Below are 24,995 nucleotides of genomic sequence, written 5' to 3'. Positions count from 1 at the left end.
GATTAGATCGTTACCAGCCCGCGTACACCTTCGGCTTCCATATTTTCGCCACGGCCTTGCTGGACGATCTCTCCCCGGGACATCACCAGGTACTGATCGGCCAGTTCGGCGGCGAAATCGTAGAACTGCTCCACCAGCAGAATCGCCATGTCGCCGCGTGCCGCGAGCTTCTTGATCACCGCGCCGATTTCCTTGATCACCGACGGCTGAATGCCTTCGGTAGGTTCGTCGAGAATCAGCAGTCGCGGGCGGCTGGCCAGTGCGCGGCCGATGGCTAGCTGTTGCTGCTGACCACCGGACAAATCGCCGCCGCGGCGCTGTTTCATCTGCAGCAGCACCGGGAATAGCTCATAGATAAATGCCGGGACTTCCTTGGCCTCTGAGCCCGGGAATCGTGACAGGCCCATCAGCAGGTTTTCTTCCACCGTCAGTCGGCCGAAGATTTCCCGGCCTTGTGGCACATAGGCGATCCCGGCGTGAACCCGCTGGTGTGGCTTGTAACCGGTGATGGCTTTGCCTTCCCAATTCACTGCGCCTTCTTTGGCGGGCAACAGGCCCATCAGGCATTTGAGCAGGGTGGTCTTGCCGACGCCGTTACGCCCGAGCAGGCAGGTGACTTCGCCAACTTTTACGTCGAACGATAGTCCCCGCAGGATATGGCTACCGCCGTAGTACTGGTGCAGCTTGTCGACTTGTAGCATGTTCAAATTCCTTCTGTTCCACACAGAACCCTGTGGGAGCGGGCTTGCTCGCGAAAGCGGTCTGTCAGTCACATTGATGCTGGATGTGCCGCCGTCTTCGCGAGCAAGCCCGCTCCCACATTGAATAGGTGTTCGCAGGGTCAGCGTCCGAGATAAACCTCGATAACGCGCTCATTCTCCTGCACCTGCTCCAGCGACCCTTCGGCCAGCACGCTCCCTTGGTGCAACACGGTGACGTGATCGGCGATCGAGCCGACGAAGCCCATGTCGTGTTCCACCACCATCAGCGAATGCTTGCCGGCCAGGCTCTTGAACAACTCGGCGGTGAATTCGGTTTCGGCGTCGGTCATGCCGGCCACCGGCTCGTCGAGCAGCAACAGTTGCGGGTCTTGCATCAACAACATGCCGATTTCCAGAAACTGCTTCTGCCCATGGGACAGCAAGCCTGCCGGGCGATTGACCGAGGCGCTCAGGCGGATGGTTTCCAGCACCTCGGCAATACGATCTTTTTGCTCGCCGTTGAGTTTGGCTCGCAGGCTGGCCCATACCGACTTGTCGGTTTTCTGCGCCAGTTCGAGGTTTTCGAACACGCTCAAGGCTTCGAACACTGTTGGTTTCTGGAACTTGCGACCGATCCCGGATTGGGCGATCTGCACTTCGCTCATCTGCGTCAAATCGAGGGTTTCACCGAACCAGGCCGTGCCGTGGCTGGGCCGGGTCTTGCCGGTGATCACGTCCATCAGCGTGGTTTTACCCGCGCCGTTGGGGCCGATGATGCAGCGCAATTCGCCGACGCCGATGTACAAGTTCAAGTCGTTCAGCGCCTTGAAACCATCGAAGCTGACGCTGATGTCTTCCAGGGTCAGGATGGTGCCGTGGCGGGTGTTCAGGCCTTTGCCGACACTTTGCCCCAGGCCGATGGCATCGCGGCTGCTGCCGGCGTCCTTGTTGGGCTCCACTGGAAAAAAGGCCGGTTCAAGCATGAATTCAGCCGTCGCAGTGACTCTCATTGTTCACCTCTCTTTTTCAGCAGGCCGATCACGCCTTTAGGCAAATACAGGGTCACGACGATAAACAGCGCGCCGAGGAAGAACAGCCAGTACTCGGGGAAGGCCACGGTGAACCAGCTCTTCATGCCGTTGACCACACCAGCACCGAGCAACGGTCCGATCAACGTGCCGCGACCACCAAGGGCGACCCAGACGGCGGCTTCGATGGAGTTGGTGGGCGACATTTCGCTGGGGTTGATGATTCCCACCTGCGGCACGTACAACGCACCTGCCAAACCGCATAACACGGCACTCAACACCCAAACGAACAGCTTGAAACCGCGCGGGTCATAGCCACAAAACATCAGGCGGTTTTCCGCGTCGCGCAGGGCCGTCAGTACCCGGCCAAACTTGCTTTGCGCCAGCCGCCAGCCGATGAACAGGCTGGCTACCAGCAACAGCACCGTGGCCACAAACAGTACCGCCCGGGTACTCGGTTCGGTGATGCCAAAACCGAGAATGCTGCGGAAGTTGGTGAAGCCGTTATTGCCGCCAAAGCCGGTTTCATTGCGGAAGAACAACAGCATCCCGGCGAAGGTCAGGGCCTGGGTCATGATCGAGAAATACACGCCCTTGATCCGCGAGCGGAAGGCGAAGAAACCGAACACCAACGCCAGCAAGCCCGGCGCCAACACCACCAGACACATCGCCCAAAGGAAACTGCTGGTGCCGGTCCAGTACCAGGGCAATTCGGTCCACGACAGAAAGGTCATGAACGCCGGTAACTCATCGCCCGAGACCTGGCGCATCAAATACATACCCATGGCGTAACCGCCGAGGGCGAAGAACAGGCCGTGCCCCAAGGACAGCAATCCGGCGTAACCCCAGACCAGATCCAGCGCCAGCGCGACAATCGCGTAGCACAGAATCTTGCCCATAAGCGTCAGGGTATACGCCGAGACATGCAGCGGATTGTCCGCCGACAACAGTGAAAGCAGCGGCAACGCCAGCAGCAGCGCGAGCACCACACTGCCAACGATCAGGGTGACTTTGGGGCCGGCTTTTTGCGTGGCCGTGAGCATCAGAGGCTGGTTCATCAGTCGATCACCCGTCCTTTCAGTGCGAAGAGTCCTTGCGGGCGTTTCTGGATAAACAGAATGATCAGCGCGAGGATCAGAATTTTGCCGAGCACGGCACCGATCTGCGGTTCGAGAATTTTGTTGGCGATGCCCAGCCCGAACGCTGCGAGCACGCTACCGGCCAACTGGCCGACACCGCCAAGCACCACCACCAGGAACGAGTCGATGATGTAACTCTGACCCAGGTCCGGGCCGACGTTGCCGACCTGGCTCAACGCGACACCGCCGAGGCCGGCGATGCCCGAGCCCAGGCCGAAGGCGAGCATGTCCACGCGCCCGGTGGGCACGCCGCAGCAGGCGGCCATGTTGCGGTTCTGGGTCACGGCGCGTACGTTCAGGCCCAGTCGGGTTTTGTTCAGCAACAACCAGGTCAGCACCACGACGAACAAGGCGAACGCGATGATCACGATGCGGTTGTACGGCAGCACCAGGTTCGGCAGCACTTGAATACCGCCAGAGAGCCAGGCCGGATTGGCGACTTCAACGTTCTGCGCACCGAACACCAGACGCACCAACTGGATCAGCATCAGGCTGATGCCCCAGGTCGCCAGCAGGGTTTCCAGCGGGCGACCGTAGAGGTGACGAATCACTGTGCGTTCTAGCGCCATGCCGATGCCGGCCGTGACGAAAAACGCCACCGGCAGTGCCACCAGTGGATAGAACTCGATGGCTTGTGGGAGGAAACGCTGGAACAGAAGCTGCACCACATAAGTTGCGTAGGCGCCGAGCATCAGCATCTCGCCGTGGGCCATGTTGATGACCCCGAGCAAGCCAAACGTAATCGCCAGACCGAGTGCCGCAAGCAGCAGGATCGAACCCAGGGACATGCCGCTGAACGCCTCGCCGAGTATCTCGCCGACCAGCAGTTTGCGTTTGACCTGAGCCAGGCTGGTTTCGGCGGCGGTGCGCACGCTCGCGTCGGCTTCAACCCCTGGTTCGAGTAAGCCTTCGAGACGGGTGCGGGCCAGCGGGTCACCGGTTTCGCCGAGCAGCCGCACGGCTGCCAAACGCACGGCTGGATCGCTGTCCACCAGTTGCAGGTTGGCCAAGGCCAGGCTCAGCGCGGCGTGAACAACGGGGTCTTTTTCGCTGGCAAGTTGCTGGTCGAGGAATTTCAGCTGCGCTGGTTTAGCGCTTTTTTGCAGTTGTTGCGCGGCGGCCAGACGCACCTTGGCGTCAGCGGCAAGCAGTTGATGACTGGCCAGCGTGGTATCGATCAGACCCCGAAGGCGGTTGTTCAGGCGCAGGGTTTTGGCTTCGCCATCGATGATCAATTGGCCTTGTTGCAAGGCGTTGATCAGTTCGACACGGGCCGGATCGGGCTGCGCGGCCCAGGTTTCCAGCAGTTTGGCTTGCTGCACGGGATTGGCTGCGACGAAGTCTTCGGCGTCGCCGGCGTGAGCGGCCAACGGCAATAGCAGCGCGAGGGTGAGGATGAAGCGGTAGAGGGCAGTGGGCATAGGGGGTGTCCTTTCGTCTGGCGCGGATTGATCGTTCCCACGCTCCGCGTGGGAATGCATCCCGTGACGCTCCGCGTCACAGCGTCAGAGCGGACGCGGAGCGTCCATGGCGGCATTCCCACGCTGGAGCGTGGGAACGATCAGCTGCGGTGACTCAGTTGCTCTTCACCGCATAATCCGGCTTCTTGTCGTTACCCGGAATGAACGGGCTCCACGGTTCGGCGCGGATCGGGCCTTCGGTCTGCCAGACCACCGAGAACTGGCCGTCAGCTTGAATCTCGCCAATCATCACTGGCTTGTGCAGGTGGTGGTTGGTCTTGTCCATGGTCAGGGTGTAACCCGACGGCGCGGCGAAGGTCTGGCCGGCCAGGGCTTCACGGACTTTGGTGACGTCGGTGGACTTGGCTTTCTCCGCCGCCTGCGCCCACATGTGGATGCCGACGTAAGTGGCTTCCATCGGGTCGTTGGTCACGGCTTTATCCGCGCCCGGCAGGTTGTGTTTCTTGGCGTAGGCTTTCCAGTCGGCGACGAATTTTTTGTTGACCGGGTTCTCCACCGATTCGAAGTAGTTCCACGCCGCGAGGTTGCCCACCAACGGTTTGGTGTCGATGCCGCGCAGTTCTTCTTCGCCCACCGAGAACGCCACGACCGGAACGTCGGTGGCTTTCAGGCCCTGGTTGGCCAGCTCTTTATAGAACGGCACGTTGGAGTCGCCGTTCACAGTGGAGATCACCGCAGTCTTGCCGCCGGCCGAGAATTTTTTGATGTTCGCCACGATGGTCTGGTAATCGCTGTGGCCGAACGGGGTGTAAACCTCTTCGATGTCCTTGTCCGCGACACCTTTGGAGTGCAGGAACGAGCGCAGGATTTTGTTGGTGGTGCGCGGGTAGACGTAGTCGGTACCCAGCAGGAAGTAGCGTTTGGCGCTGCCGCCTTCTTCGCTCATCAGGTATTCCACCGCCGGGATCGCCTGCTGGTTGGGTGCCGCGCCGGTGTAGAAGACGTTCGGCGACATCTCTTCGCCTTCGTATTGCACCGGGTAGAACAGCAGGCCATTAAGTTCTTCGAACACCGGCAAGACCGATTTGCGTGACACCGAGGTCCAGCAGCCAAACACCACGGCGACCTTGTCCTGGGTCAGCAGCTGCCGGCCTTTTTCGGCGAACAGCGGCCAGTTCGACGCCGGGTCAACGACCACCGGCTCCAGCATCTTGCCGTTGACGCCGCCCTTGGCGTTGATCTCGTCAATGGTCATCAGCGCCATGTCTTTAAGCGAGGTTTCAGAGATCGCCATGGTCCCTGACAACGAGTGCAGGATCCCGACCTTGATGGTCTCGGCGGCCTGGATGCTCCAGGTCATGCCCATCGCGGCAATCGATGCCGATAGAGTGAAAGCCTTGATCAAGCTACGACGCTTCATTGTGCGATCTCCATGTACTTGAGTTTTTTTGATTGGCAGCGCTGAAGGGGTGTTAGCAAGGGTTGTGCCCAGTCGGTGAAAGGCAAGGAAATGTCGTATTGGCGGGGGGAGGAAAGGGCGGGGGCGCACCATGAGCGAACAAGCTCGGCAGACTGGTGCGTCTGGGCGCGCCAGATTGGGGCGCAAGGTTGCATCCCCTGTGGGAGCGGGCTTGCCCGCGAATGCATAGGTCGCCCCAGCATCAATGTTGGCCGTGATGACGTCTTCGCGGGCAAGCCCGCTCCCACAGGATTTTAGCGTTGGCGCATCAGACCGATGAAGAACAGACCGCCAATCGCAGCGGTAGCCACACCAATCGGCAAATCCTCCGGGGCGATCAATGTCCGTGCCGCCACATCGACCCACACCAGAAAAACGCTGCCGAGCAACACGCACACCGGCAGCAATCGCCGATGTTCAGCGCCGACCAATCGGCGGGCGATGTGCGGCACCATCAGTCCAACAAAACCGATTGAACCGCTGATGGACACCAGTACACCGGTCATCAGCGAGGCGATCAAAAACACTCGCAAACGCACGGTGCGAGCATTCAGGCCAAGGGTCACGGCGGTCTGTTCGCCGGCCATCAAGGCGTTCAGCGGGCGCGCCATGCCCAGCAGCAGAACCAGCCCGAGCAATACGCTTACGGCTGGAATCGCCAACAGTTCCCAGCGTGCCAGCCCGAGGCCGCCGAGCATCCAGAACATCACCGCGGAGCTTGCCCGGTGATCGCCGAGAAACAACAGCAGGTTGGCGATTGCCATCATCACGAAGGACACCGCGACGCCGCACAGCAGCAGTCGATCACTGTCCAGCCGACCGTTGCGATTGGCGATGACCAACACCACCAGCATGCTCAGTAATGCGCCGATAAATGCCGCGATGGGCAGGGTCAGTAGACCAACGATTTCTCCGACATGCAGCACCACGATGACGGCGCCCAGGGTGGCGCCGGAGGTCACGCCCAGCAAGTGAGGGTCGGCCAGCGGGTTGCGGGTCACCGCTTGCAGCACCGCGCCAATCAATGCCAAGCCGGCGCCCACCAGCGTGCCGAGCAACATGCGCGGCACGCGAATCAGCCAGACGATGTGTTCCTGCCCGGCGCTCCAGTTCACCTCGCCGAGGCCGAACGCCTTGTACAGCAGAATCCGCCAGACCACGTCCACCGGCACCCGCGCCGAACCAAAACCCAGCGACACCACGCAGGACGCCAACAGCAGTGCGCCGAGACCGATTAGTAGCAGGGCATAACGACGGTTGATCATTCGCCGTGGAAACCCTTGGCCATGGTTTCAATCGCCGCGACGTTATCGATACCCGGCGTGGCCTGGACATAGGGGATAACGATGAACCGCTGATTTTTGATCGCGTCGACCGATTGCAGCGCCGGGTTGTTTTCCAGGAACTGCTGCTTCTGTTCGGCACTGACTTCGCCATAGTCGACGATCACGATCACCTGCGGATTGCGCTCGACCACGTTTTCCCAGTTGACCCGGGTCCAGCTGGCGTCGACGTCATCGAGGATATTGCGCCCGCCGGCGGCGTCGATCAGCGCTTGCGGCATGCCGAGGCGGCCGGAAGTCATGGCGCGGTCTTCGCCGCTGTCGTAGAGGAATACTCGGGGCTTTTCGGTGGGCAGGTATTTTTGAACATAGGCGACCTGTTCCTGCATCTGCGCGATCAATTGGTTAGCGCGATTCTGCACGTCGAAAATCTTCCCGAGGTTGCGCAGGTCGTTGTAAGTGTCTTCCAGCGTGGCCGGCGGCCGCTTCATCACGAAGGCACAGGACTCGGTCAGCTCGTAGACGTTGATCCCCAGCGGGCCGAGGGTCTGCGGCGTCAGGTCACCGCCCACGCGCATGCCGTAATCCCAACCGGCGAAGAGGAAATCGACGTTGGCATTGAGCAGGGTTTCCACCGACGGGTACTTGGCCGCCAGTTCCGGCAAGCCCTCGAGGATGGTCTGCATTTCAGGTGTCACCGCTTTCCAGCCACTGATGCCGCTGTACCCGACCATGCTCGGTTTGAGGCCGAGGGCGAGCATCATTTGCGTCATGTTGATGTCGTGGCTGAGGGCGTGTTTCGGCGCCTGTTTGAAGGTCACTTGCCGGTTGCAGCTCTGGATTGTCAGCGGGTAATGGGTCGCCTCGGCGAATGCCTGGGCAGTGCCCGACAGCAAGACGACGGACAGGCTGGTGCGCAGCAGGGAACGCAATATCATGGTTGGGTTATCCAGGTAATTCGTGGGTAGCCGGACAGCGGATGTTGATCGATCAGGGCCTCGACACCGAACACTTCGCGCAGCAACGGGACGGTCAATACTTCGCTCGGCGTACCGCAGGCGACGATACGACCGCCGTTGATGACGTACAGCCGATCACAAAACGCCGCGGCGAGATTCAGGTCGTGGATGCTGGCGAGGGTGCCGATCTGCAAACGTTTGACCAGTTGCAACAGCTCCAGCTGATAGCGCGGGTCGAGGTGGTTGGTCGGCTCGTCGAGGATCAGCAGTTGCGGTTGCTGAGCCAGAGCGCGGGCGAGGATCACCCGCTGCTTTTCACCGCCCGAGAGGGTGGCGAAAGCGTGGTCCTCGAAGCCCAGCAGGCCGACCGATTCCAATGCTTGCCGGCTGATGCGGCGGTCTTCAAGGGTGTCCCCGTCGAACAGACCTTTGTGTGGTGTACGACCCATGGCGACCACTTCATCGACGGTCAGGCCGAAGGCATCAGGGAACTCTTGCAGCACCACCGCGATACGTTGCGCGCACCAGCGAGGCGACTGTTTCCAGACGTTGTGATGTTCGAGTCTGACCTCGCCACTTTGCGGTTTGCTGAAGCGATAGGCACAGCGCAGCAGGCTGGTCTTGCCGCTGCCGTTGGGCCCGATCAAACCGACGAACTCACCTGCCGCCACCTGCAGGTTGGCCTCACGCAGCTGAAACTGGTGATGGCAATGACCGTGACCCAGAGGGGTCCAGGCCAGGTTGGTGAGGCTCAGCGAGGTCATTCAATACTCATTATTATTCAGGTCGTGCGTAAACCTGTGGCGAGGGAGCTTGCTCCCGCTCGGCTGTGAAACAGTCGTAAAGCAGCAACGGCGTTCTATCTGAATACTCGCGGTAGCTGATTTTAGGACCGCTCCGCGGCCCAGCGGGAGCAAGCTCCCTCGCCACAAGAGCTCATTCGCCGAGCGACTCATTGCGGGCCGGCATTGTAGAGCCTTCAAAGCCTTTTCATGTATCTCGCTGTCTTCAGGTTGAAGATGAAGCCGACTCAGTTTTCCCCGTCAGTCGTGACAGCAGTACCCGATCGAAGACCCACACCACAATCAACGAAGCCCCCACCAACGGAAATGCCACGGCCAGCGCGAACATGATGACCATCGCGGTTTTCCACTTTGGCAGGTCATGACGCAATGGCGGTACGCCGAGCCGCCCCTGTGGACGCCGCTTCCACCAGATCACCACACCGCTGACCGCGCTGAGCAGAATCATCAGGCACACCAGCAGCACCACGATCTGATTGAACGCTCCGAACATCTTGCCTTCATGCAGCATCACGCCCAGTTCCGTGGCGCGGGCGACGTTGCTGTAGTGCTGCCAACGCACATCGGCGAGCACGTTGCCGGTGTATTGATCGACATGCAGCGTCGCGTCGTTGCGTGGGTCGTCGGCGAATACCGCGATGGTGAACACACCGCTGGCGGTGGTTGGAAAGGTGATGCTGTAGCCCGGCTCGACCTTGCGTTGTTCAGCGATGTTCTGCACGTCTTGCAAGGCGATGGTCGGTGCAGCGGGAGCGGTGGTCGCGGCGCCATGGGCCATGTGTTCGGCATGGTCGCCGGACATCGGCATCGGCGTGTTTTCCATGGCCCATGGCACGGTCTGGCGCGTCGCGGTGTTGAGGCTGCGAGCCTCTTGATCCGACGTGGGCACCTCGTTCCACATCGCCGCCGGGAAGCGGTTCCAGAGTTCGGCGTACTGCTTGCCCCAGAAACCGGTCCAGGTCATGCCGCTGAGCAGCATCACCAGCAAAAACGCCGCGCCCCAGAAACCGGTTACCGCATGCAGGTCGCGCCAGAACAAACGCCCGCGATTGCTCAAGCGTGGCCACAACACGCCGGCCGAAGACTTGCCGCGCGGCCACCACAGGTAGAGGCCGGACACTACCAGCATGATGCCCCAGCCAGCGGACAGCTCGACCAGCCGATCGCCGATGGTGCCGATCATCAACTCACCGTGAATGGCGCGGGCGATGGCTTGCAGATTGCTCTTGGCGTCCTGGTCGCCGAGGATCTCTGCGCGATAGGGATCGATGAACACGTTCAGTTCATGACCTTCGTTTTGCACCACGAACTGCGCGCTGCGCTCAACGTTGACCGGCGGCAGGTATTGCTTGATCCGCCCCTGTGGATAAGCGACCTGCACACGTCGAAGTTGCTCGTCGGCGCTGAGCGTGTGATGCCCGGCCGGGACGTTCAGCAGGTTGCCGTACATCAATGGGTCGAGCTGGGGTTTGAACAGGTAGATGATCCCGGTCAGGGCCAGCATCACCATGAACGGTGCAACGAATAGCCCGGCATAGAAATGCCAGCGCCAGGCCAGGTTATAGAAAGACACTTTAGGTTGGCTCATCAAGAGTGCTCCGCTTTGGCAGTGGATCTGTTTGTATGTTTTTTGACTGCTTCGCAGTCATTCGCGGGCAAGCCCGCTCCCACAAGAGCGCTGCTGTACCTGTGGGAGCGGGCTTGCCCGCGAAGCTTTTTAGAAACTCATATCCACCTTGGTCCAGAGCGTGCGCCCCGGTTCGTTGATGGCTTGCGGATCGTTGGCCGGGTAGCCGAACCCGGCGTTGCCGGCCAGGTTCAAGTGCTCGGCGTAGGCCTTGCCGAACAGGTTGTCGACGCCAGTGCTGACCTTGAGGTTTTTGTTGATGCGGTACGCGCCGTTAAGCGAGAACACACCAAAGCCGGCGCTTTTATCGAAGTCCTTGCCGACCACATTGCCCTTGTTCTGATCGATACGATTCTGCGCCGCGACCACCCGCCACAAGGCGCCGGCACTCCAGTTGTCCTGGCTGTAAGTCAGGCCGAAGCGTGCATCCAGCGGCGGCATTTGCGGCAGGGCGTTGCCATCGCTGCTGTTCTTGCCCCAGGCATAGGCGAGGGTGGCGTCGGCTTTCCAGTTGGACGTGAGGTTGTACGCTGCACCGAGCTCACCGCCCATGATCCGCGCGTCGATGTTCTCGGCCTGGGAGGTCGTGCCCATCATCCCGGGGGTGTAGTCGAACAGGATGTAATCACGCACTTGCCCGACATAACCTGAGGCCCAGGCTTGGAGATCTTCGGTTTTGTATTGCAGGCCGACGTCGAGTTGGGTGGTCTTTTCCGGTTTGATTGAGTCGAAGGCATTCACCGAACCAGCGGGCCCGGACTTGGGCGAAAACAGCTCCCAGTAATCCGGGAAGCGCTGCACATGACCTAACCCGGCGTAGAGCGTGGTCGGGCTGTCGGCCAGATCGTGTTCGTAGCGCACGAAGCCACTGGGCAGTGTGTCGGCGCGGGTTTCGTCGGCGGTCGGGTTCGGCCGGGTCATCATTCCGGAGCCGGTGGTCTGGCGCAAATCCTTGGCCGAGGCGCGGTCCAGGCGCGCGCCGGTGATCAGTCGATCACGGTCGGCGGCGTACCAGGTCAGTTCGCTGAAGACCCCGTAGTTGTGGAAGTCGGCGTCCTTGTTGCGCGGCAAATCCTTAAAGGTGTCGATGCCCATACTGGCGCGCTGACGGTGTTCGTTGGTCTGCGCATCGAGGCCGCTGATCAACTGCACATCGGCCCAGCGCCAGGTGGCTTTGATCCTCGCGCCAAGGGTCCGGCGGTCGACGTTGGAGGCCATGGGCCCAGCCATCATCCCGGTGCCGGACGGTGTGCGCAGGGTGTAGTTGTCCATCACGTGGTCGGCGTAGTTGTAGTAAACCTGGGCTTCGACCTTATCCAGTACCTCGCCGATGTTCGACTTCTCGAAACGCAGCCCCAGGCTCTCGCGCTTGAACTGCGAACCGTCCATGCCGCGACCGGCAGAACGCGCCTCGCCATCACCCTTGCCGGCCGTCAGCTCCAGCAGCGTATCGGTATCCGGGGTCCAGCCGACGGCAACGTCGCCGTTCCACTTGTCATAGCGCGATGGCACGGTGTCGTTGTTGCCATCCTTGTAGTCGTCGGAATGCGCCTGGTTGCCGATCACCCGGACATATCCCAGCGGGCCGCCGGCTGCCGCGTCCACGACCTTGTCGAAGCGCCCGTTGGAGCCGGCCAGCACGCTGGCATTCACTCGAGTGCCCAACTCACCGAAGCTTTCCGGCTCGCGATCGAAGAGGACTGTTCCTGCGGAAGCGCCCGGGCCCCAGAGCACGGTTTGCGGTCCTTTGATCACCGTTAGACGATCATAGGTTTCCGGTGAAATGTACGAGGTGGGCGCGTCCATCCGGCCAGGGCAGGCGCCGAGCATCATGCCGCCGTTGGTGAGGATGTTCAGCCGCGAGCCAAACATGCCGCGCAACACCGGGTCGCCATTGGTGCCGCCGTTGCGCACCAGGGCAAAGCCAGGAATGGTCTTCAGGTAATCGCCACCGTCGCTCGCCGGCACGGGCTGACGAGGGTCTTTGGGGTTGGTGACCACGGTCAACGGCGAGCTGGGAGCAATGGCGGTGATCACCGTCGGGCTCAGTTCATTGGTAGATTGGGCGTGTTCATCGGCTTGTTCGGCGGCCAACACCAGCGGTGTCAGCAGCGCGCCGCAGAGTACGGCGATAGCCTGATTGAAACGAAGAGCTGGCTCGTTCAGAGCAAAAAGAGAAGGGGCCTGAGCAGAGCGCAAGCGAGTGTCAGCAGAAAACCTGGACATAAAGGTTCCATCAATCAATCGTAAACAACACGGCCAGCAGCCTGCGGCTGTCATTTCTACAGTCGGCCGGGTGATGTGGGGTGTGGGTGTCTACGTGACGATGGGCGGGGCGCGGGTGCGGGCACCGGGGAAGACCGCTTGCCGGGCATGACCCAGGCGCGGGTAAGGGCTGATGAAACTCGTCGGCGGCGGTGTGTCGAATGCCGCGAACGACAGGCTACCGGGCAGCGCCGGGCAGTTGAACAGCAGGCTGCAATACCCGCACTTCTCCCAGAGCATTTGATGCTCGGCGGGAGCCTTGGCGGGTTTGGAATCGTGTTGCGAAGATCCGTGGCAGCCGGGCTCGTCCATGCGCATGTCCATCGACATGTTCATTGGCATGGCGTGATCCATTGGCATCGCTTGGGAAATCAGCGGACCGATAAAGATCATCAGCATGGCGAACAGGCTGATCCAGCTACCGCGTTTGACCCTCAACGAGTCATGACGCGGCACTGATCGCCTGACGCTTGGCGAGCGCAGGGCGTTCACAAATGTTGGGTCTGTGATTACTGGGCGTGCATGTGCTCTTCAGTGCCTGCGGGTGCTTGCTTCTGCACCGCGACCTCGACGGTTACGTCGCCTGATTTTTCAAAATGCAGGGTCAACGGGAAGCGCTTTCCTTCGCTCAGTAGGCTGCGGTCTTTGAGCTCCAGCAGCATCACGTGGTACGCCATCGGCGCGAAGGTAATGTTGCCGCCGGCAGGGATTTCCACGCTCGGCACTTGCTGCATCTTCATCAGGTCGCCTTGCTTCACGTGCTCGTGCAACTCGGCGAGGCCGGCAATCGGTGAGGCTACGCTGAGCAGGCGGTCAGCGGTTTTGCCGTTGTTGTGAATGACGAAATAGGCCGCGACGGTTGGGGCATTGGGTGGCAGTTCCTGCGACCACGGATGAGCGACGTGGATCTCACCGACCGCGTACTCGTGAGCATTGGCAAAACAGGCAGGCAGCAGCAACGCGGCCAGAAGCAGTGATTGCTTCACCAGGGATTGTTTCAACATGGCAGTTCTCCAGAACGATTCAAAACGCAGATCAATTGCGAGAAGGAATCAGACCAGAGGAGAGGCTCGGGGGTTGAGGCTCGGCCATTGCTGGCGTGGCGTGGGTGTTTCGGAGGTGGGTGGCGGCAGGCTTCTATTGGACTCGAAACGTGCGAAATACAGCTGCGGCACATGCCCCGGCAACGCCACCAACGGCGCCGAGCCCGAACAGCACCAGCAATGCTGCATGTTGGAGTGATCGTCGTTTTGCGGCGCTTTTTGCTCAAGCTTGCCGAGGGAAATCGCCACCAGTTTGGTGCCGTTCGAGGAACAGAAACTGCCCCATAACAACTGCTCGGCAGGCGACTGATTCGCCGCCTGGGCCATCGTCCCGGAAATCGGCATGGCGAGCATGTTGAACAGCACTGCGAAGCAGGCGATCCAGGCAAATGCAAGCCGTTGTCGGGACATCAGTCAGATCCGTTGAGGTGGACGATCAGCTGGGTATTTAGCCTGATCAAGGGCGATAAGTAAAAAGACCGCCTGCGGTGTGGTGTCGCAGCGCTTTGGTCAACAGGTATAAAAGCCTGCGCGCGACCTCCGGCTCGCCGTTTTGAAAGAGTGTAGCGACTTCGATTCGTCATGCCTGGGCGAATGCTGGGTTATGTTGAGGTCGTCCGATTGTGCAGACTTCGGGATTGATGTCGCCTACAGGACCGTCTTCGCGGGCAAGCCCGCTCCCACAGGGATTTGTGGTTTGGCACGGATTCTTTGATCAACTCGGTCCAATGTGGGAGCTGGCTTGCCTGCGATCGAGCGCGAAGCGGTCGTAAAGGGGTTATGCCACGCAGGAGCTTAACTGGCGGACACCAATCCTTGTCGGACCAATGCTTCAAGAACTTCCGAGACGGCGCCAAACTCCCGCTCAACCCTCACCAACTCCGGCCTTTTCAAGATCAACACCGGCACCCCACGTTCCCGCGCCACTTCAAGCTTGGGCTCGGTGGCAGTGCTGCCGCTGTTCTTGCTGATTAGCACATCAATCTGCCGCCGCTCGAACAGCTCCCGTTCATCGTCCAGCAGAAACGGCCCACGGACACCGATCACTTCGCAGCGCTCGTTGCCGGGATAACTGTCGAGCGCACGCAAGGTCCAGAACTGCCCGTCCGGAATTTCATCCAGATGCTGCAACGGCTCGCGACCAAGGGTGAACAGCGGGCGTTTGAAGGGCTTGAGCGCTTCAACCAGCTCGGCCCAATCGCTGACTTCCCGCCAGTCATCACCGGCCTGTGCTTGCCACGCCGGGCGTCGTAGCGCCCAGCACGGGATGCCGCTCAGTTGCGCAGCGATCGCAGCGTTCTGACTGATTTGCGCGGCGTAGGGGTGGGTGGCGTCCAGCAGCAAGTCGATGCCTTCGTCCTGGATGAACTGCGCCAGGCCGGCCGCGCCGCCATAGCCGCCGACCCGGACCTGGCAGGTCAAGTCCGTTGGCACCCGCCCGACGCCCGCCAAGCTGTAGATATGTTGCGGGCCAAGGGTGCGAGCAATCGCCAAGGCCTCGGTAACGCCGCCGAGCAGCAGTAATCGTTTCACTGAAAACCTCCGGCGTGGCCGACAATGCCACCTTGGCGGTCGATGGCAAACACCTCAACCTGAACCTGCGCCGGCACCACGCTGCGGGCGAAGTCCAGAGCGTGTTGGCAGACTGCATTGCCGAGGGCGATGCCAGCAGCGGCGGCCATGACCAAGGCTTGTTGACTGGTATTGGCTTCGCGGATGGCCTGTTGCAAGGCGCTATCGGCACCGACGTCTGCCGCCCATTGCGCCAGTTGCGGCAGGTCGATGCTCGAATGACGGCTGTGTAAATCCATGTGCCCGGCGGCGAGTTTGCTGATCTTGCCGAAGCCGCCACAAATGCTGAGTTTATCCACAGGCACTTTGCGCAGGTGCTTGAGCACCGCGCCGACGAAGTCGCCCATTTCGATCAGGGCGATTTCCGGCAGGTCATAGACGCGGCGCATGGTGTCTTCGCTGGCATTGCCGGTGCAGGCGGCGATGTGCAGAAAACCATTGGTCTTGGCGACGTCGATGCCCTGGTGGATCGAGGCGATATAGGCCGCGCAGGAAAACGGTCGGACAATACCGCTGGTGCCAAGAATCGACAGCCCGCCGAGGATACCCAATCGTGGGTTCATGGTTTTCAGCGCCAGGGCTTCACCGTCTTCGACATTGACCGTGACCTCGAAGCCGCCGTCGTAATTGCACTCCTGCGCCAGTTGCAGCAGGTGATCGGTGATCATCTTGCGCGGCACCGGGTTGATCGCAGGCTCGCCGACGCCCAGCACCAATCCCGGCCGAGTGACTGTGCCAACACCTTTGCCTGCCTTGAAACATATGCCCGGCTCGGGATTCAGACGCACATGGGAATACAGCAACGCACCGTGGGTGACGTCCGGGTCATCGCCGGCATCCTTGATCGTTCCAGCTTCGGCGCCGTCTTCGGCCAAGCGACAAAACTCCAGGCGCATCTGTACCGACTTGCCTTTGGGCAGAATGATTTCCACCGCGTCGTGGCTCACCCCGCTGAGCAACAAGCGCGCAGCCGCGAGGCTGGTGGCAGTCGCGCAACTGCCCGTGGTCAAGCCGCTGCGCAGTGGGGCGGGTTGCTCGGCGGTCTCGTCACGCATCGAAGGGTTTCGTCACTTCTAATAGCGTAATCGGCAACGCTTGGCGCCAGGTATCGAAATCCCCCAAGGGCTGCGCCTGTGCGATATGGATGCGGGTCAGTTCACCGCCGTGCTGTTCGCGCCAAGCCATCAAGGTCATTTCGCTTTGCAGGGTGACGGCATTGGCAATCAACCGGCCGCCGGGTTTGAGTTGATCCCAGCAGGTCTCGAGCACGCCCTCGCGGGTGACGCCGCCGCCAATGAAAATCGCATCCGGTCGCTCCAGGCCCGCCAGCGCTTGCGGGGCACTGCCGCGAATCAAGTGCAATCCAGGCACGCCAAGGGCGTCTCTATTGTGTTCGATCAGCTGCTGACGACCGTCATCGGCCTCGATGGCCAGGGCGCGACAGCTGGGGTGAGCGCGCATCCATTCAATGCCGATCGAGCCGCTGCCGGCGCCGACATCCCACAACAGCTCGCCGGGCACCGGGGCCAGACGGGCGAGGGTGATGGCGCGAACGTCACGCTTGGTCAGTTGCCCATCGTGCTTGAAGGCCGAATCCGGCAACCCGGCGAGTCGCGATAAACGCGGCGTGTCGGTTTCGGCGAGACAGTCGATGGCAACCAGATTCAGATCGGCGATGGTCGGCTCGCTCCAGTGGTTGGCAATGCCGTCGACGCGTCGTTCAGCGGGGCCACCCAAGTGTTCCAGCACGGTGATCCGACTTGGCCCGAACCCCCGCTCACGCAACAGCGCGGCGATGGCGGCTGGGCTCTGGCCGTCGTTGCTAAGTACCAGCAGACGGACCCCGCTAAACAGTTGTGCGCTCAAGGCTGCGACCGGGCGGGCAACCACCGAGAGCGTTACCACCTCTTGCAGCGGCCAGCCCAATCGAGCCGCCGCCAGTGAATAGGAGGACGGCGCGGACAACACCTGCATCTCATCGCTTGCCACCTGCCGTGCCAGGCTCGCACCGACCCCGAACAGCATCGGATCCCCGCTGGCCAGCACGCAGACCGGCTCGCCGCGTTGCGCCAGCACCGGATCCAGAGAGAATGGGCTGGGCCACAGTTGACGCTCACCCCGGATGCACACCGGCAGCAGATCCAGTTGCCGCTGGCCGCCAAAAATCCGTGAAGCGCCCAGCAGAGCACGTCGGGCGCTCTTGCCCAGACCGCTGAAGCCGTCTTCACCGATTCCCACTACTGTCAGCCAGGGCAGCATCTATATTCCTCAAACCTGAAGGTTCCGACGGGCAGGCTTTTCATGCCTTCGGACAAAGCAGGCATAATACCGCGCCTTCGCCCGCGAAGCGCTTCTACCTCTCAGCCGGTTGCCCCTTTGAACAAACGCCAGATGTCCACAGCTTTGCGCCCCTCGGCCTGTCCGGGGTTGCTGCGTATCGTCCCGGCACTGGACGGTGGCATCTGCCGGATCAAACTGACTGGCGGTTCGATCAGCGCGGCGCAAGCCTGTGCGGTGGCGGATGCGGCCGAGCGTTTTGCCGGTGGCGTGATTGAGGCGACCAACCGCGCCAACCTGCAGATTCGCGGGATTGGCAGTGAGCAGGCGACATTGATCGACACATTGCTCGCCGCAGGACTCGGCCCGACCACGGCGGCCGGCGATGACGTGCGCAATCTGATGCTCAGCCCCAGCGCCGGAATCGACCGACAGATGTTGATCGACACCCGGCCGCTCGCCGAACAGATCCTTGCCACCCTGCAAAACCACAAGCGTTTTCACGATCTGTCGGCGAAATTCGCCATGCAGCTCGATGGCGGTGAAGCGCTGGCGATGCTCGAACATCCCCATGATCTGTGGTTGTCGGCCGTTGAGTTGAACGGTGAATTACTGCTGGCCTTCGGTCTGGCAGGTTGTCCGATAGACACGCCATTGGCGGCGGTGCCGCTGGCCCTGGGTCATGAACTGGTGGTCGCGGTGCTGGAACTGTTTCTTGATCTGGCCCGACCTGATCAAACACGTATGCGTCATTTGCTGGCAGAACTGCCGGTGGATAACTTTTTACAGGCGTTGGCCAAACACGTGCCTTTGATCACGATCACTGACTGGCCGCGGCCGCGCGCGCAGACGCTGCTGCATATAGGCACTTATCCACAGCGCGAAACTGACCGCGTCTATGTCGGTGCGGTCACTCCTTTGGGGCGACTCGATCCAGCGATGCTGCGCGGTGCCGCGCAGGTGGCCAGCGAGTATGGCGACGCCAGCCTGCGGTTTACCCCTTGGCAAAGTCTGTTGCTGCCCACTGTCCGCACGCAAGATGCGCCGCACGTGACGCAACGCCTGCAACAACTCGGTTTGCTGTGTTCGCCCGATCAGGCCCTGGCGCAGTTGATCGCCTGCACCGGCTCAAGCGGCTGTGGCAAAGGCCTGGCCGACACCAAGGGCGATGCGCTGCAACTGGCTGCAATGCTGCAGCGTCACGGCAATGCACTGAGTGTGCACCTGTCTGGCTGCCAGCGATCTTGCGCCGCCGCGCACAGCGCACCAGCCACCTTGTTGGCCGTCGCCCCCGGCCACTACGACCTCTATTTTCGCGATGCAGGGCAACCGGGTTTCGGCGCCCTGCACGCGCGCAACCTCACTATTGAAGCGGCAGGCGCATTGCTCGATGCCCGCCCACGGAGCCACCTTGATGCTTGATTACATCCGCGACGGTCAGGAGATCTATCGCAACTCGTTCGCGATCATTCGCGCCGAGGCCCGCCTCGACCGGATTCCGGCCGATCTGGAAAAACTCGCGGTACGGGTGATCCACGCTTGCGGCATGGTCGACGCGATCGATGGTCTGCAATTCTCCCCGGGTGCGGGCAAGGCCGGGCGTGATGCGCTGGCCGCCGGCGCGCCGATACTTTGCGATGCGCGAATGGTTTCCGAGGGTGTGACCCGCGCGCGTTTGCCAGCCAACAATCAGGTGATCTGTACCCTGCGCGACGAGAGCGTGCCGGACCTTGCGCGCGAGCTTGGCAACACCCGTTCGGCCGCCGCACTGGAACTCTGGCGTCCGCATCTGGAAGGCAGTGTGGTGGTGATCGGCAACGCGCCGACCGCGTTGTTCTATCTGCTGGAAATGCTCGACGCCGGCGCGCCGAAACCGGCGCTGATTCTTGGCTTCCCGGTGGGCTTCGTTGGCGCGGCTGAATCCAAGGCCATGCTCGCCGCCGACAGCCGTGGCGTGCCGTTTGTGATCATGCAAGGTCGGTTGGGCGGTAGCGCCATGGCCGCTGCCGCCGTCAATGCCCTCGCTACGGAGATCGAATGATGCAGCAACCTGGACGTTTGATTGGCCTGGGCGTGGGCCCGGGTGACCCGGAGCTGATTACTGTCAAAGCCCTGCGCCTGCTGCGCGAATCGCCGGTGGTGGCGTACTTCGTCGCCAAGGGCAAAAAGGGCAACGCCTTCGGCATCATCGAGGCCCATCTGCAAGATGCGCAGACCTTGCTGCCGCTGGTCTACCCGGTGACCACCGAAGCACTGCCGGCGCCGTTGTCTTACGAGCAAGTCATCAGCGATTTCTACGACGCTGCCAGCGAGGACATCGCCGGGCATCTGAATGCTGGCCGCGATGTGGCGGTGATCTGCGAGGGCGACCCGTTCTTCTACGGCTCCTACATGTACCTGCATGACCGCCTGGCTGAGCGCTATGAAGCCGAAGTGATACCGGGTGTGTGCTCGATGCTCGGCGGCGCCTCGGTGCTCGGTGCGCCGCTGGTGTATCGCAATCAGAGCTTGTCGGTATTGTCCGGTGTGCTGCCAGCCGAAGACCTCAAACGCCGTTTGGCCGATGCTGACGCCGCGGTCATCATGAAGCTGGGACGTAACTTCCCCAAGGTTCGCCAGGTACTGGAAGAGCTCGGGCTGGCGGATCGGGCGCTGTATGTCGAGCGTGCGACCATGGCCAACCAGAAGATCGTGCCGCTGGATCAAGTCGAGCCGATGTCCTCGCCGTACTTCTCGTTGATCATTGTTCCCGGCGAAAGGTGGCAAGGCTGATGACTCGTTCTGCTCCGGCCATTGTCATTCTGGGCAATGGCAGTCTCGCCACCGCGCGCAAGATCCAGCAGCTGTACCCGGACGCTTTGATCCACGGCCTGGCCGAACGGGTTAATGGCGCCGACCGGACCTATCACGAGTTCGGCGCGAACCTGCGTCAGCTCTATCAGCAAGACACGCCGATCATCGCGCTGTGCGCTGCCGGGATCGTGATCCGCACGCTGGCGCCGTTGCTATTGGAGAAAGGCGCTGAGCCCGCGGTATTGGCCGTCGCTGAAGACGGTAGCGCGGTGGTGCCGTTACTCGGGGGCTTAAGCGGGGTGAATGTCCTTGCGCGAGAAATTGCCGCCGGACTGGGCGTCGCCCCAGCCATCACCACCAGCGGTGAATTACGCTTCGGCACCTGTCTGCTCAACCCACCCAGTGGCTATGCCTTGGGCGATCTGGAGCTGGGCAAGCGCTTTGTCTCGGACTTGCTCGCAGGCGAAAGCGTGCGTATCGAGGGCGCTGCACCCTGGCTGGCTCAGGCGCAGTTGCCGGAGAGTCAACAAGCCCGCCTGGCGATCCACGTCGGTTGTGCCGAGCGTGAACCTGCGGCCAATGAACTGCTGATCTACCCGCGCAGTGTGTTGGTGGCGGTGAGCGCGGGTGTGGCGCAGCTTGCACCAGCGATTCGCGCGGCCTTGCACGAGGCGAAGATCGCCGTTCAATCGGTTGCATGCCTGTTGGCTGCCGACACGGAAATGGCCAGTCCTCAGTTGCGTGAAGCGGCTCTCGAACTGGGTGTGCCACTGCGTTTCGCCGCCGCTGCAGCCAGCGTCAGTGAGCTGGCGAAAAATGCCGTACCGCAATGGCTGCCGCCCCTCAGTGTCGGCAACGGGATCGCCATTGCGGTCGCCAGTCAGCCGCTGGATCCTTTGCAGATTGGTCGCGCACGTGGCCGTTTGGCGGTCATCGGTCTGGGCCCTGGCGCTGCTGAGTTGATGGTCCCTGCGGTGAAAACCGAGCTGGCCAAGGCCAATGATGTACTCGGTTACGAAACCTACGTGCGTATGGCTGGGCCGTTCCGTGCCGATCAAGTGCTGCACTGCACCGACAACCGCGAAGAAATGCAGCGTGCCCGACATGCCTTCGAGCTGGCCGCCCAAGGGCGTTCGGTGGTGGTGGTTTCCTCGGGTGACCCGGGGGTGTTCGCCATGGCCGCAGCGGTGCTTGAAGCGCTGCATGAGTCAAATGAACCGGGCTGGCACAACGTCGATCTGGAAATCCTGCCCGGCGTTTCTGCCTCCCTGGCCACTGCTGCTCAGGCCGGTGCACCGCTGGGCCACGACTTCTGCGTGCTGTCGCTGTCAGACAACCTCAAACCCTGGGACATCATCGAGAAGCGACTGGACCTGGCCGCGCAAGCCGACCTGGCGCTGGCGTTCTACAACCCGATCTCTCGTTCCCGTCCATGGCAACTGGGCCGAGCGCTGGAAATCGTCGCGCAGCACCGCACGGGCGCAACGCCAGTGGTGCTAGGGCGTGACATCGGTCGCCCCGGTCAAACATTGCGAGTCACCACCCTTGGCGAGCTGACACCTGATCAAGTGGACATGCGCACGATGGTGCTGATCGGTTCGTCTACCACCTGCGTGTTCCCGCGTGCGGAGGGAGGTGAGTGGGTGTATACGCCGCGCTGGTATGGGGTGAAGCCTTAGTCGGCATGAGTTGCCTGCGGCAATGATCGGTCGGCTTGAATGCCTGTCAGGCGCAAACGGTAAAGCCGATGCGAACTGACAGGTCATTGAACTCTGGTTTTTTAGGGCTCGGCGGCTGGAAAAGTGAGTTAAAACTGTAAGAGTTATCTTTGGTTGTTATAAGTAGTTATGTACTTTCATGTGTGAGACTTGCTGTTGGGTGTGGCGTTTTATTGAGGTTTTGACTGTATTTTAAGTAAGAAAAATAATAGCCGGTTGTCTTGGGGTGCTGGACAGGTCCGAAGTAGGCGGTTTTGTGATTAAGTGGGGTTGGGCATATCTATTGCTGTGTGGTTTTATGTGTTTTGTGTATGTCGGTTAGTGTGGGTTGGTCAGTAATAAAATGTCATGTGTGCTTCGTGGCGATTATCAAGTTCTGTGGCTAGCTTAAGGAGACCAGCTAAACGGCTGAAACCAAAACTTGATAAGAGTATTTAAATATGACATTTGATATGGATATGGCCGCTCCCAGTCTTGAGGAAAGCAAGGCGTTTTTTCGTGGTGCAAAAATATCGCCGCAGTCTTTACGCCCTAGGACAATGTCGCTGAATATGCTCTCGGCGAAATCTGAATTGTCATCGCCGACGAGTGATGATTCAGATGTACTTGTTGGCAAAGACACTCCAGCGGTACTCGGATTTTCTGATAACGTTTCGGAAGACAACAGACAAGCGGCAAAGGACAGTATTCATTTTTCCGAGCGATATGCTGATCTAAAAGCTGACATAAAGAGAGCGCCGATAGAATGGCATGCTCATTATCGTGAGGCGATGAGGCACTGCGGCTGGACGATGACCGCCTATAAATACGGCAGCCATACCACCTCCCAGACGAACGTCACGATGGAGGCCATCGTGTTAGATATTGTCAACGCGGTTGCTGGGGCTAATGCGTCAGCCATGCTGAACCTGGTGCGGAGTGTATTTAGTACCATAAAGGCTGATGACAAGCTTATACAGCTCTTTGAGAACACCAGCAAAGGCGGTGAAACGGGAGAGTTCAGGATTGTTCCTTGTTTACAATCGCGTGCCGGTACGGCGATCACTTTGTTTCTGGCGGTGGACTGCAAACTCAAGTCGAGTGAGGGCGGTGCCTGGTTTTGGAAATGGAAATGGTCCCAGGTCAAGTTGAATAAAGTCGCCACCATGGTTGAACTGAATAGGCGGGTTCACCTCAGGAATCAGGATCTTATATACGACGTGCTGGATAAGGACTCGGAAGCCTTCTTCGAAGGTGCGAAAAAGTTGATTTCATAAATGATAAGCCGCTTGGGTGCTCGCCAGAGTAGCCCTTTAATTGAAGAAAAATGGACGTGAGAGTGCGCTTCGATGACGACTGATTATCATGTGATGTTGGTGGCAGGGAATCTATTGTCGATCTCGGACGAGCTGCCTGATTTTATGGAAGGTGACGTACTGAACTCCCTGCTGTTTTCTCAGCTGTTTGCAAATAACAAGGCGGTTAAGTTTGCTTCGCCTGGAGAATGGTATAAGGCTGATGCTAAAGCCATGACGCAGGTGAAGTGGCTCGGCATCGATAAAAATTTCATGTGCTTTGAGCCGGCCAAAGATTCGATAGTTACACTTCAAGAACTGATTAAAAAGAGCCTGCGTAATCACGTGAACCAACAGCAAGGGGTTCAGGTGGACAGTATGATGGTGCGTAGGGGGCGTTTTCCCGAGGAAGAAACGGTTCATGCGCTATTTCGAGGGCAGGTGATAAACACAGTGCCGGCTGAAACGGACGTTCCGAGAGAGGGCGTAAAGCCTGCAGTTTCAACGATAGCCCTGCAGGTCGGTCTGGTCGAGCCGGGGCCTGTTCTTTACTCGATATTTATTAACTTTAGTACCTCGGAGGTTATTGGGGTAGACGTTTTCAGCCAACATTTTTCTGGGGAAAACATAGTGGGCAGCATCAGCGTGTACTTTGCACGGCGTGAGCTGGATACGAAGGCGTACCAAAAAGAAAATATACGTGGAAAAATTCTAAGTGCCCTCCACGATAAAAAGAGCGAGTTGATTTTTAGGGTCCCTTCATAAAACAGTCGTCTCATCTTGCGAGCGCAGGAATGACTCGATAACGTTGCGCTATTAGTTTTTATGTGTCCGCAGGGTGTGGGTCTATATAACGTCAAGGAAGAATAAAATATGAATAACGAATTTCATGAGCTGAGCGCTCCCGAGCTCGCCGCCCGAATTGAATACTTTGATCGTCTGCAAATACTGGAGCCTGCTCCTAAAAGAACCAAGCGTCATGCCGTATTGAGCTCTGTCATGAGGACCTTGGCAGTACAGGCTGATCCTCAGGATAGCGCCTCGGTCATTGGCAAGAGTGTTGTCGCCTACGATCGTAAGATGACCCCGCAGAATCGGGAAGATGTCGATGACAGTATCCTGTTCGCGCAACTTGTAGCGGGCAGACAATTCGACCCGGAAACACACCTCGCTGAATGGTTTAAAGAATATGCCAGGGCGCTGGAAATGGCCGGCTGGGGTACCACCAGCCACGCTTTTTCTGAATTTCAAAGTCGTGAAATAAAGTTCACGATGGATGAGGCTGCCCTGCAGATCATCGCAGCTATCGCCGGGCCAGATAAGCTCCAGCTCTTGAGTATGGTGACCGGTGCATTCAAAGCACTGGAAAAAAATGAGAACGCGCTAAAACTGTTTGAACTCAAGAGCAAGAAGAATCACTCGGGTAACTTTCAGGTTGTCCCCTGCATTCTCACTGCTGATGGTCAGCTGACCATGGTCATCGCCTGCATGCATCTGGTGACCAAGGTAAGCGCTCCATGAACCCCACCTATTCAAAAATAGGCGGCGCGCTTAGCGAGGCGAGGCGAGCGAGCAGTTCCAAGGCAGCAAGGCTTCGTAATCTTCAACCGAGGTTGCCTGTGGCAGGCGTTCA

23 protein-coding genes are annotated in these 24,995 nt (G+C 59.9%); 7 read left to right on the top strand and 16 right to left on the bottom strand.

Annotated features, from left to right (window positions below; genetic code table 11):
- Positions 1 to 2: 2 nt before the first annotated feature.
- The 16 genes from urtE to cbiE form a co-directional block, all read right to left on the bottom strand.
- Complete coding sequence (gene urtE / locus ACN1C3_RS17275) at positions 3 to 701, bottom strand: urea ABC transporter ATP-binding subunit UrtE (protein ID WP_419116982.1); 699 nt, start codon at positions 699 to 701, stop codon at positions 3 to 5.
- Between the two features lie 140 nt (positions 702 to 841).
- Positions 842 to 1,711, bottom strand: a complete 870-nt coding sequence (gene urtD, locus ACN1C3_RS17270) for an urea ABC transporter ATP-binding protein UrtD (RefSeq protein ID WP_419116981.1) — start codon at positions 1,709 to 1,711, stop codon at positions 842 to 844.
- Positions 1,708 to 2,787 carry an urea ABC transporter permease subunit UrtC gene (urtC, locus tag ACN1C3_RS17265; RefSeq protein ID WP_419116980.1) on the bottom strand — a complete coding sequence of 360 codons (1,080 nt, stop codon included), beginning with the start codon at positions 2,785 to 2,787 and terminating at the stop codon, positions 1,708 to 1,710. Before urtC ends, urtD begins: the two co-directional genes overlap by 4 nt.
- Positions 2,787 to 4,289, bottom strand: a complete 1,503-nt coding sequence (gene urtB / locus ACN1C3_RS17260) for an urea ABC transporter permease subunit UrtB (protein WP_419116979.1) — start codon at positions 4,287 to 4,289, stop codon at positions 2,787 to 2,789. Before urtB ends, urtC begins: the two co-directional genes overlap by 1 nt.
- A gap of 154 nt (positions 4,290 to 4,443) precedes the next feature.
- On the bottom strand, positions 4,444 to 5,709 hold the full coding sequence (urtA, locus tag ACN1C3_RS17255; protein WP_419116978.1) for an urea ABC transporter substrate-binding protein: 1,266 nt from the start codon (positions 5,707 to 5,709) through the stop codon (positions 4,444 to 4,446).
- 293 nt (positions 5,710 to 6,002) lie between these two features.
- A complete protein-coding gene (locus ACN1C3_RS17250; RefSeq protein ID WP_419116977.1) occupies positions 6,003 to 7,013 on the bottom strand; it encodes a FecCD family ABC transporter permease in 1,011 nt (336 codons plus the stop codon).
- Entirely contained in the window at positions 7,010 to 7,969 is a 960-nt protein-coding gene (locus tag ACN1C3_RS17245) for an ABC transporter substrate-binding protein (protein ID WP_419116976.1), read from the bottom strand. The genes ACN1C3_RS17250 and ACN1C3_RS17245 overlap by 4 nt, the downstream gene beginning before the upstream one ends.
- Entirely contained in the window at positions 7,966 to 8,754 is a 789-nt protein-coding gene (locus tag ACN1C3_RS17240) for an ABC transporter ATP-binding protein (RefSeq protein ID WP_419116975.1), read from the bottom strand. Before ACN1C3_RS17240 ends, ACN1C3_RS17245 begins: the two co-directional genes overlap by 4 nt.
- A 244-nt stretch (positions 8,755 to 8,998) precedes the next feature.
- A complete protein-coding gene (locus tag ACN1C3_RS17235) occupies positions 8,999 to 10,381 on the bottom strand; it encodes a PepSY-associated TM helix domain-containing protein (RefSeq protein WP_419116974.1) in 1,383 nt (460 codons plus the stop codon).
- A 129-nt stretch (positions 10,382 to 10,510) separates the two neighbouring features.
- Positions 10,511 to 12,646 carry a TonB-dependent copper receptor gene (locus tag ACN1C3_RS17230; RefSeq protein WP_419116973.1) on the bottom strand — a complete coding sequence of 712 codons (2,136 nt, stop codon included), beginning with the start codon at positions 12,644 to 12,646 and terminating at the stop codon, positions 10,511 to 10,513.
- A 90-nt stretch (positions 12,647 to 12,736) separates the two neighbouring features.
- Entirely contained in the window at positions 12,737 to 13,141 is a 405-nt protein-coding gene (locus ACN1C3_RS17225; protein ID WP_419116972.1) for a DUF2946 domain-containing protein, read from the bottom strand.
- 53 nt (positions 13,142 to 13,194) lie between these two features.
- On the bottom strand, positions 13,195 to 13,689 hold the full coding sequence (locus tag ACN1C3_RS17220) for a copper chaperone PCu(A)C (RefSeq protein ID WP_419116971.1): 495 nt from the start codon (positions 13,687 to 13,689) through the stop codon (positions 13,195 to 13,197).
- Positions 13,690 to 13,737: 48 nt separating this feature from the next.
- Positions 13,738 to 14,139, bottom strand: coding sequence for a DUF2946 domain-containing protein (locus ACN1C3_RS17215; protein ID WP_419116970.1), 402 nt, complete (start codon positions 14,137 to 14,139; stop codon positions 13,738 to 13,740).
- A gap of 384 nt (positions 14,140 to 14,523) precedes the next feature.
- On the bottom strand, positions 14,524 to 15,261 hold the full coding sequence (locus tag ACN1C3_RS17210) for a cobalt-precorrin-6A reductase (protein WP_419116969.1): 738 nt from the start codon (positions 15,259 to 15,261) through the stop codon (positions 14,524 to 14,526).
- Positions 15,258 to 16,355: a cobalt-precorrin-5B (C(1))-methyltransferase gene (locus ACN1C3_RS17205; protein WP_419116968.1), complete on the bottom strand. Its 1,098-nt coding sequence runs from the start codon at positions 16,353 to 16,355 to the stop codon at positions 15,258 to 15,260. The genes ACN1C3_RS17210 and ACN1C3_RS17205 overlap by 4 nt, the downstream gene beginning before the upstream one ends.
- The gene (cbiE, locus tag ACN1C3_RS17200; protein ID WP_419116967.1) at positions 16,348 to 17,559 is read right to left on the bottom strand and encodes a precorrin-6y C5,15-methyltransferase (decarboxylating) subunit CbiE; all 1,212 of its coding nucleotides are present in this window, start codon (positions 17,557 to 17,559) and stop codon (positions 16,348 to 16,350) included. The genes ACN1C3_RS17205 and cbiE overlap by 8 nt, the downstream gene beginning before the upstream one ends.
- 132 nt (positions 17,560 to 17,691) lie before the next feature.
- Between cbiE and cobG the strand changes: the two genes are divergently transcribed.
- The 7 genes from cobG to ACN1C3_RS17165 all read left to right on the top strand — a co-directional run bounded on the left by cobG (position 17,692) and on the right by ACN1C3_RS17165 (position 24,883).
- Positions 17,692 to 18,999, top strand: a complete 1,308-nt coding sequence (gene cobG / locus ACN1C3_RS17195) for a precorrin-3B synthase (RefSeq protein WP_419116966.1) — start codon at positions 17,692 to 17,694, stop codon at positions 18,997 to 18,999.
- Positions 18,992 to 19,618, top strand: coding sequence for a precorrin-8X methylmutase (locus ACN1C3_RS17190; protein WP_419116965.1), 627 nt, complete (start codon positions 18,992 to 18,994; stop codon positions 19,616 to 19,618). Before cobG ends, ACN1C3_RS17190 begins: the two co-directional genes overlap by 8 nt.
- The gene (locus tag ACN1C3_RS17185) at positions 19,618 to 20,349 is read left to right on the top strand and encodes a precorrin-2 C(20)-methyltransferase (protein WP_419117146.1); all 732 of its coding nucleotides are present in this window, start codon (positions 19,618 to 19,620) and stop codon (positions 20,347 to 20,349) included. The genes ACN1C3_RS17190 and ACN1C3_RS17185 overlap by 1 nt, the downstream gene beginning before the upstream one ends.
- Complete coding sequence (gene cobJ / locus ACN1C3_RS17180; protein WP_419116964.1) at positions 20,349 to 22,049, top strand: precorrin-3B C(17)-methyltransferase; 1,701 nt, start codon at positions 20,349 to 20,351, stop codon at positions 22,047 to 22,049. Before ACN1C3_RS17185 ends, cobJ begins: the two co-directional genes overlap by 1 nt.
- A gap of 479 nt (positions 22,050 to 22,528) precedes the next feature.
- A complete protein-coding gene (locus tag ACN1C3_RS17175; RefSeq protein ID WP_419116963.1) occupies positions 22,529 to 23,344 on the top strand; it encodes a hypothetical protein in 816 nt (271 codons plus the stop codon).
- Between the two features lie 72 nt (positions 23,345 to 23,416).
- Positions 23,417 to 24,127, top strand: a complete 711-nt coding sequence (locus ACN1C3_RS17170; protein ID WP_419116962.1) for a hypothetical protein — start codon at positions 23,417 to 23,419, stop codon at positions 24,125 to 24,127.
- Positions 24,128 to 24,235: 108 nt separating this feature from the next.
- A complete protein-coding gene (locus ACN1C3_RS17165; protein WP_419116961.1) occupies positions 24,236 to 24,883 on the top strand; it encodes a hypothetical protein in 648 nt (215 codons plus the stop codon).
- Positions 24,884 to 24,995 lie beyond the last annotated feature (112 nt).

The organism is Pseudomonas sp. H11T01 (assembly GCF_048515765.1).
Classification (GTDB): Bacteria; Pseudomonadota; Gammaproteobacteria; order Pseudomonadales; family Pseudomonadaceae; genus Aquipseudomonas.
This window is presented reverse-complemented; position numbering and strand designations above follow the sequence as displayed.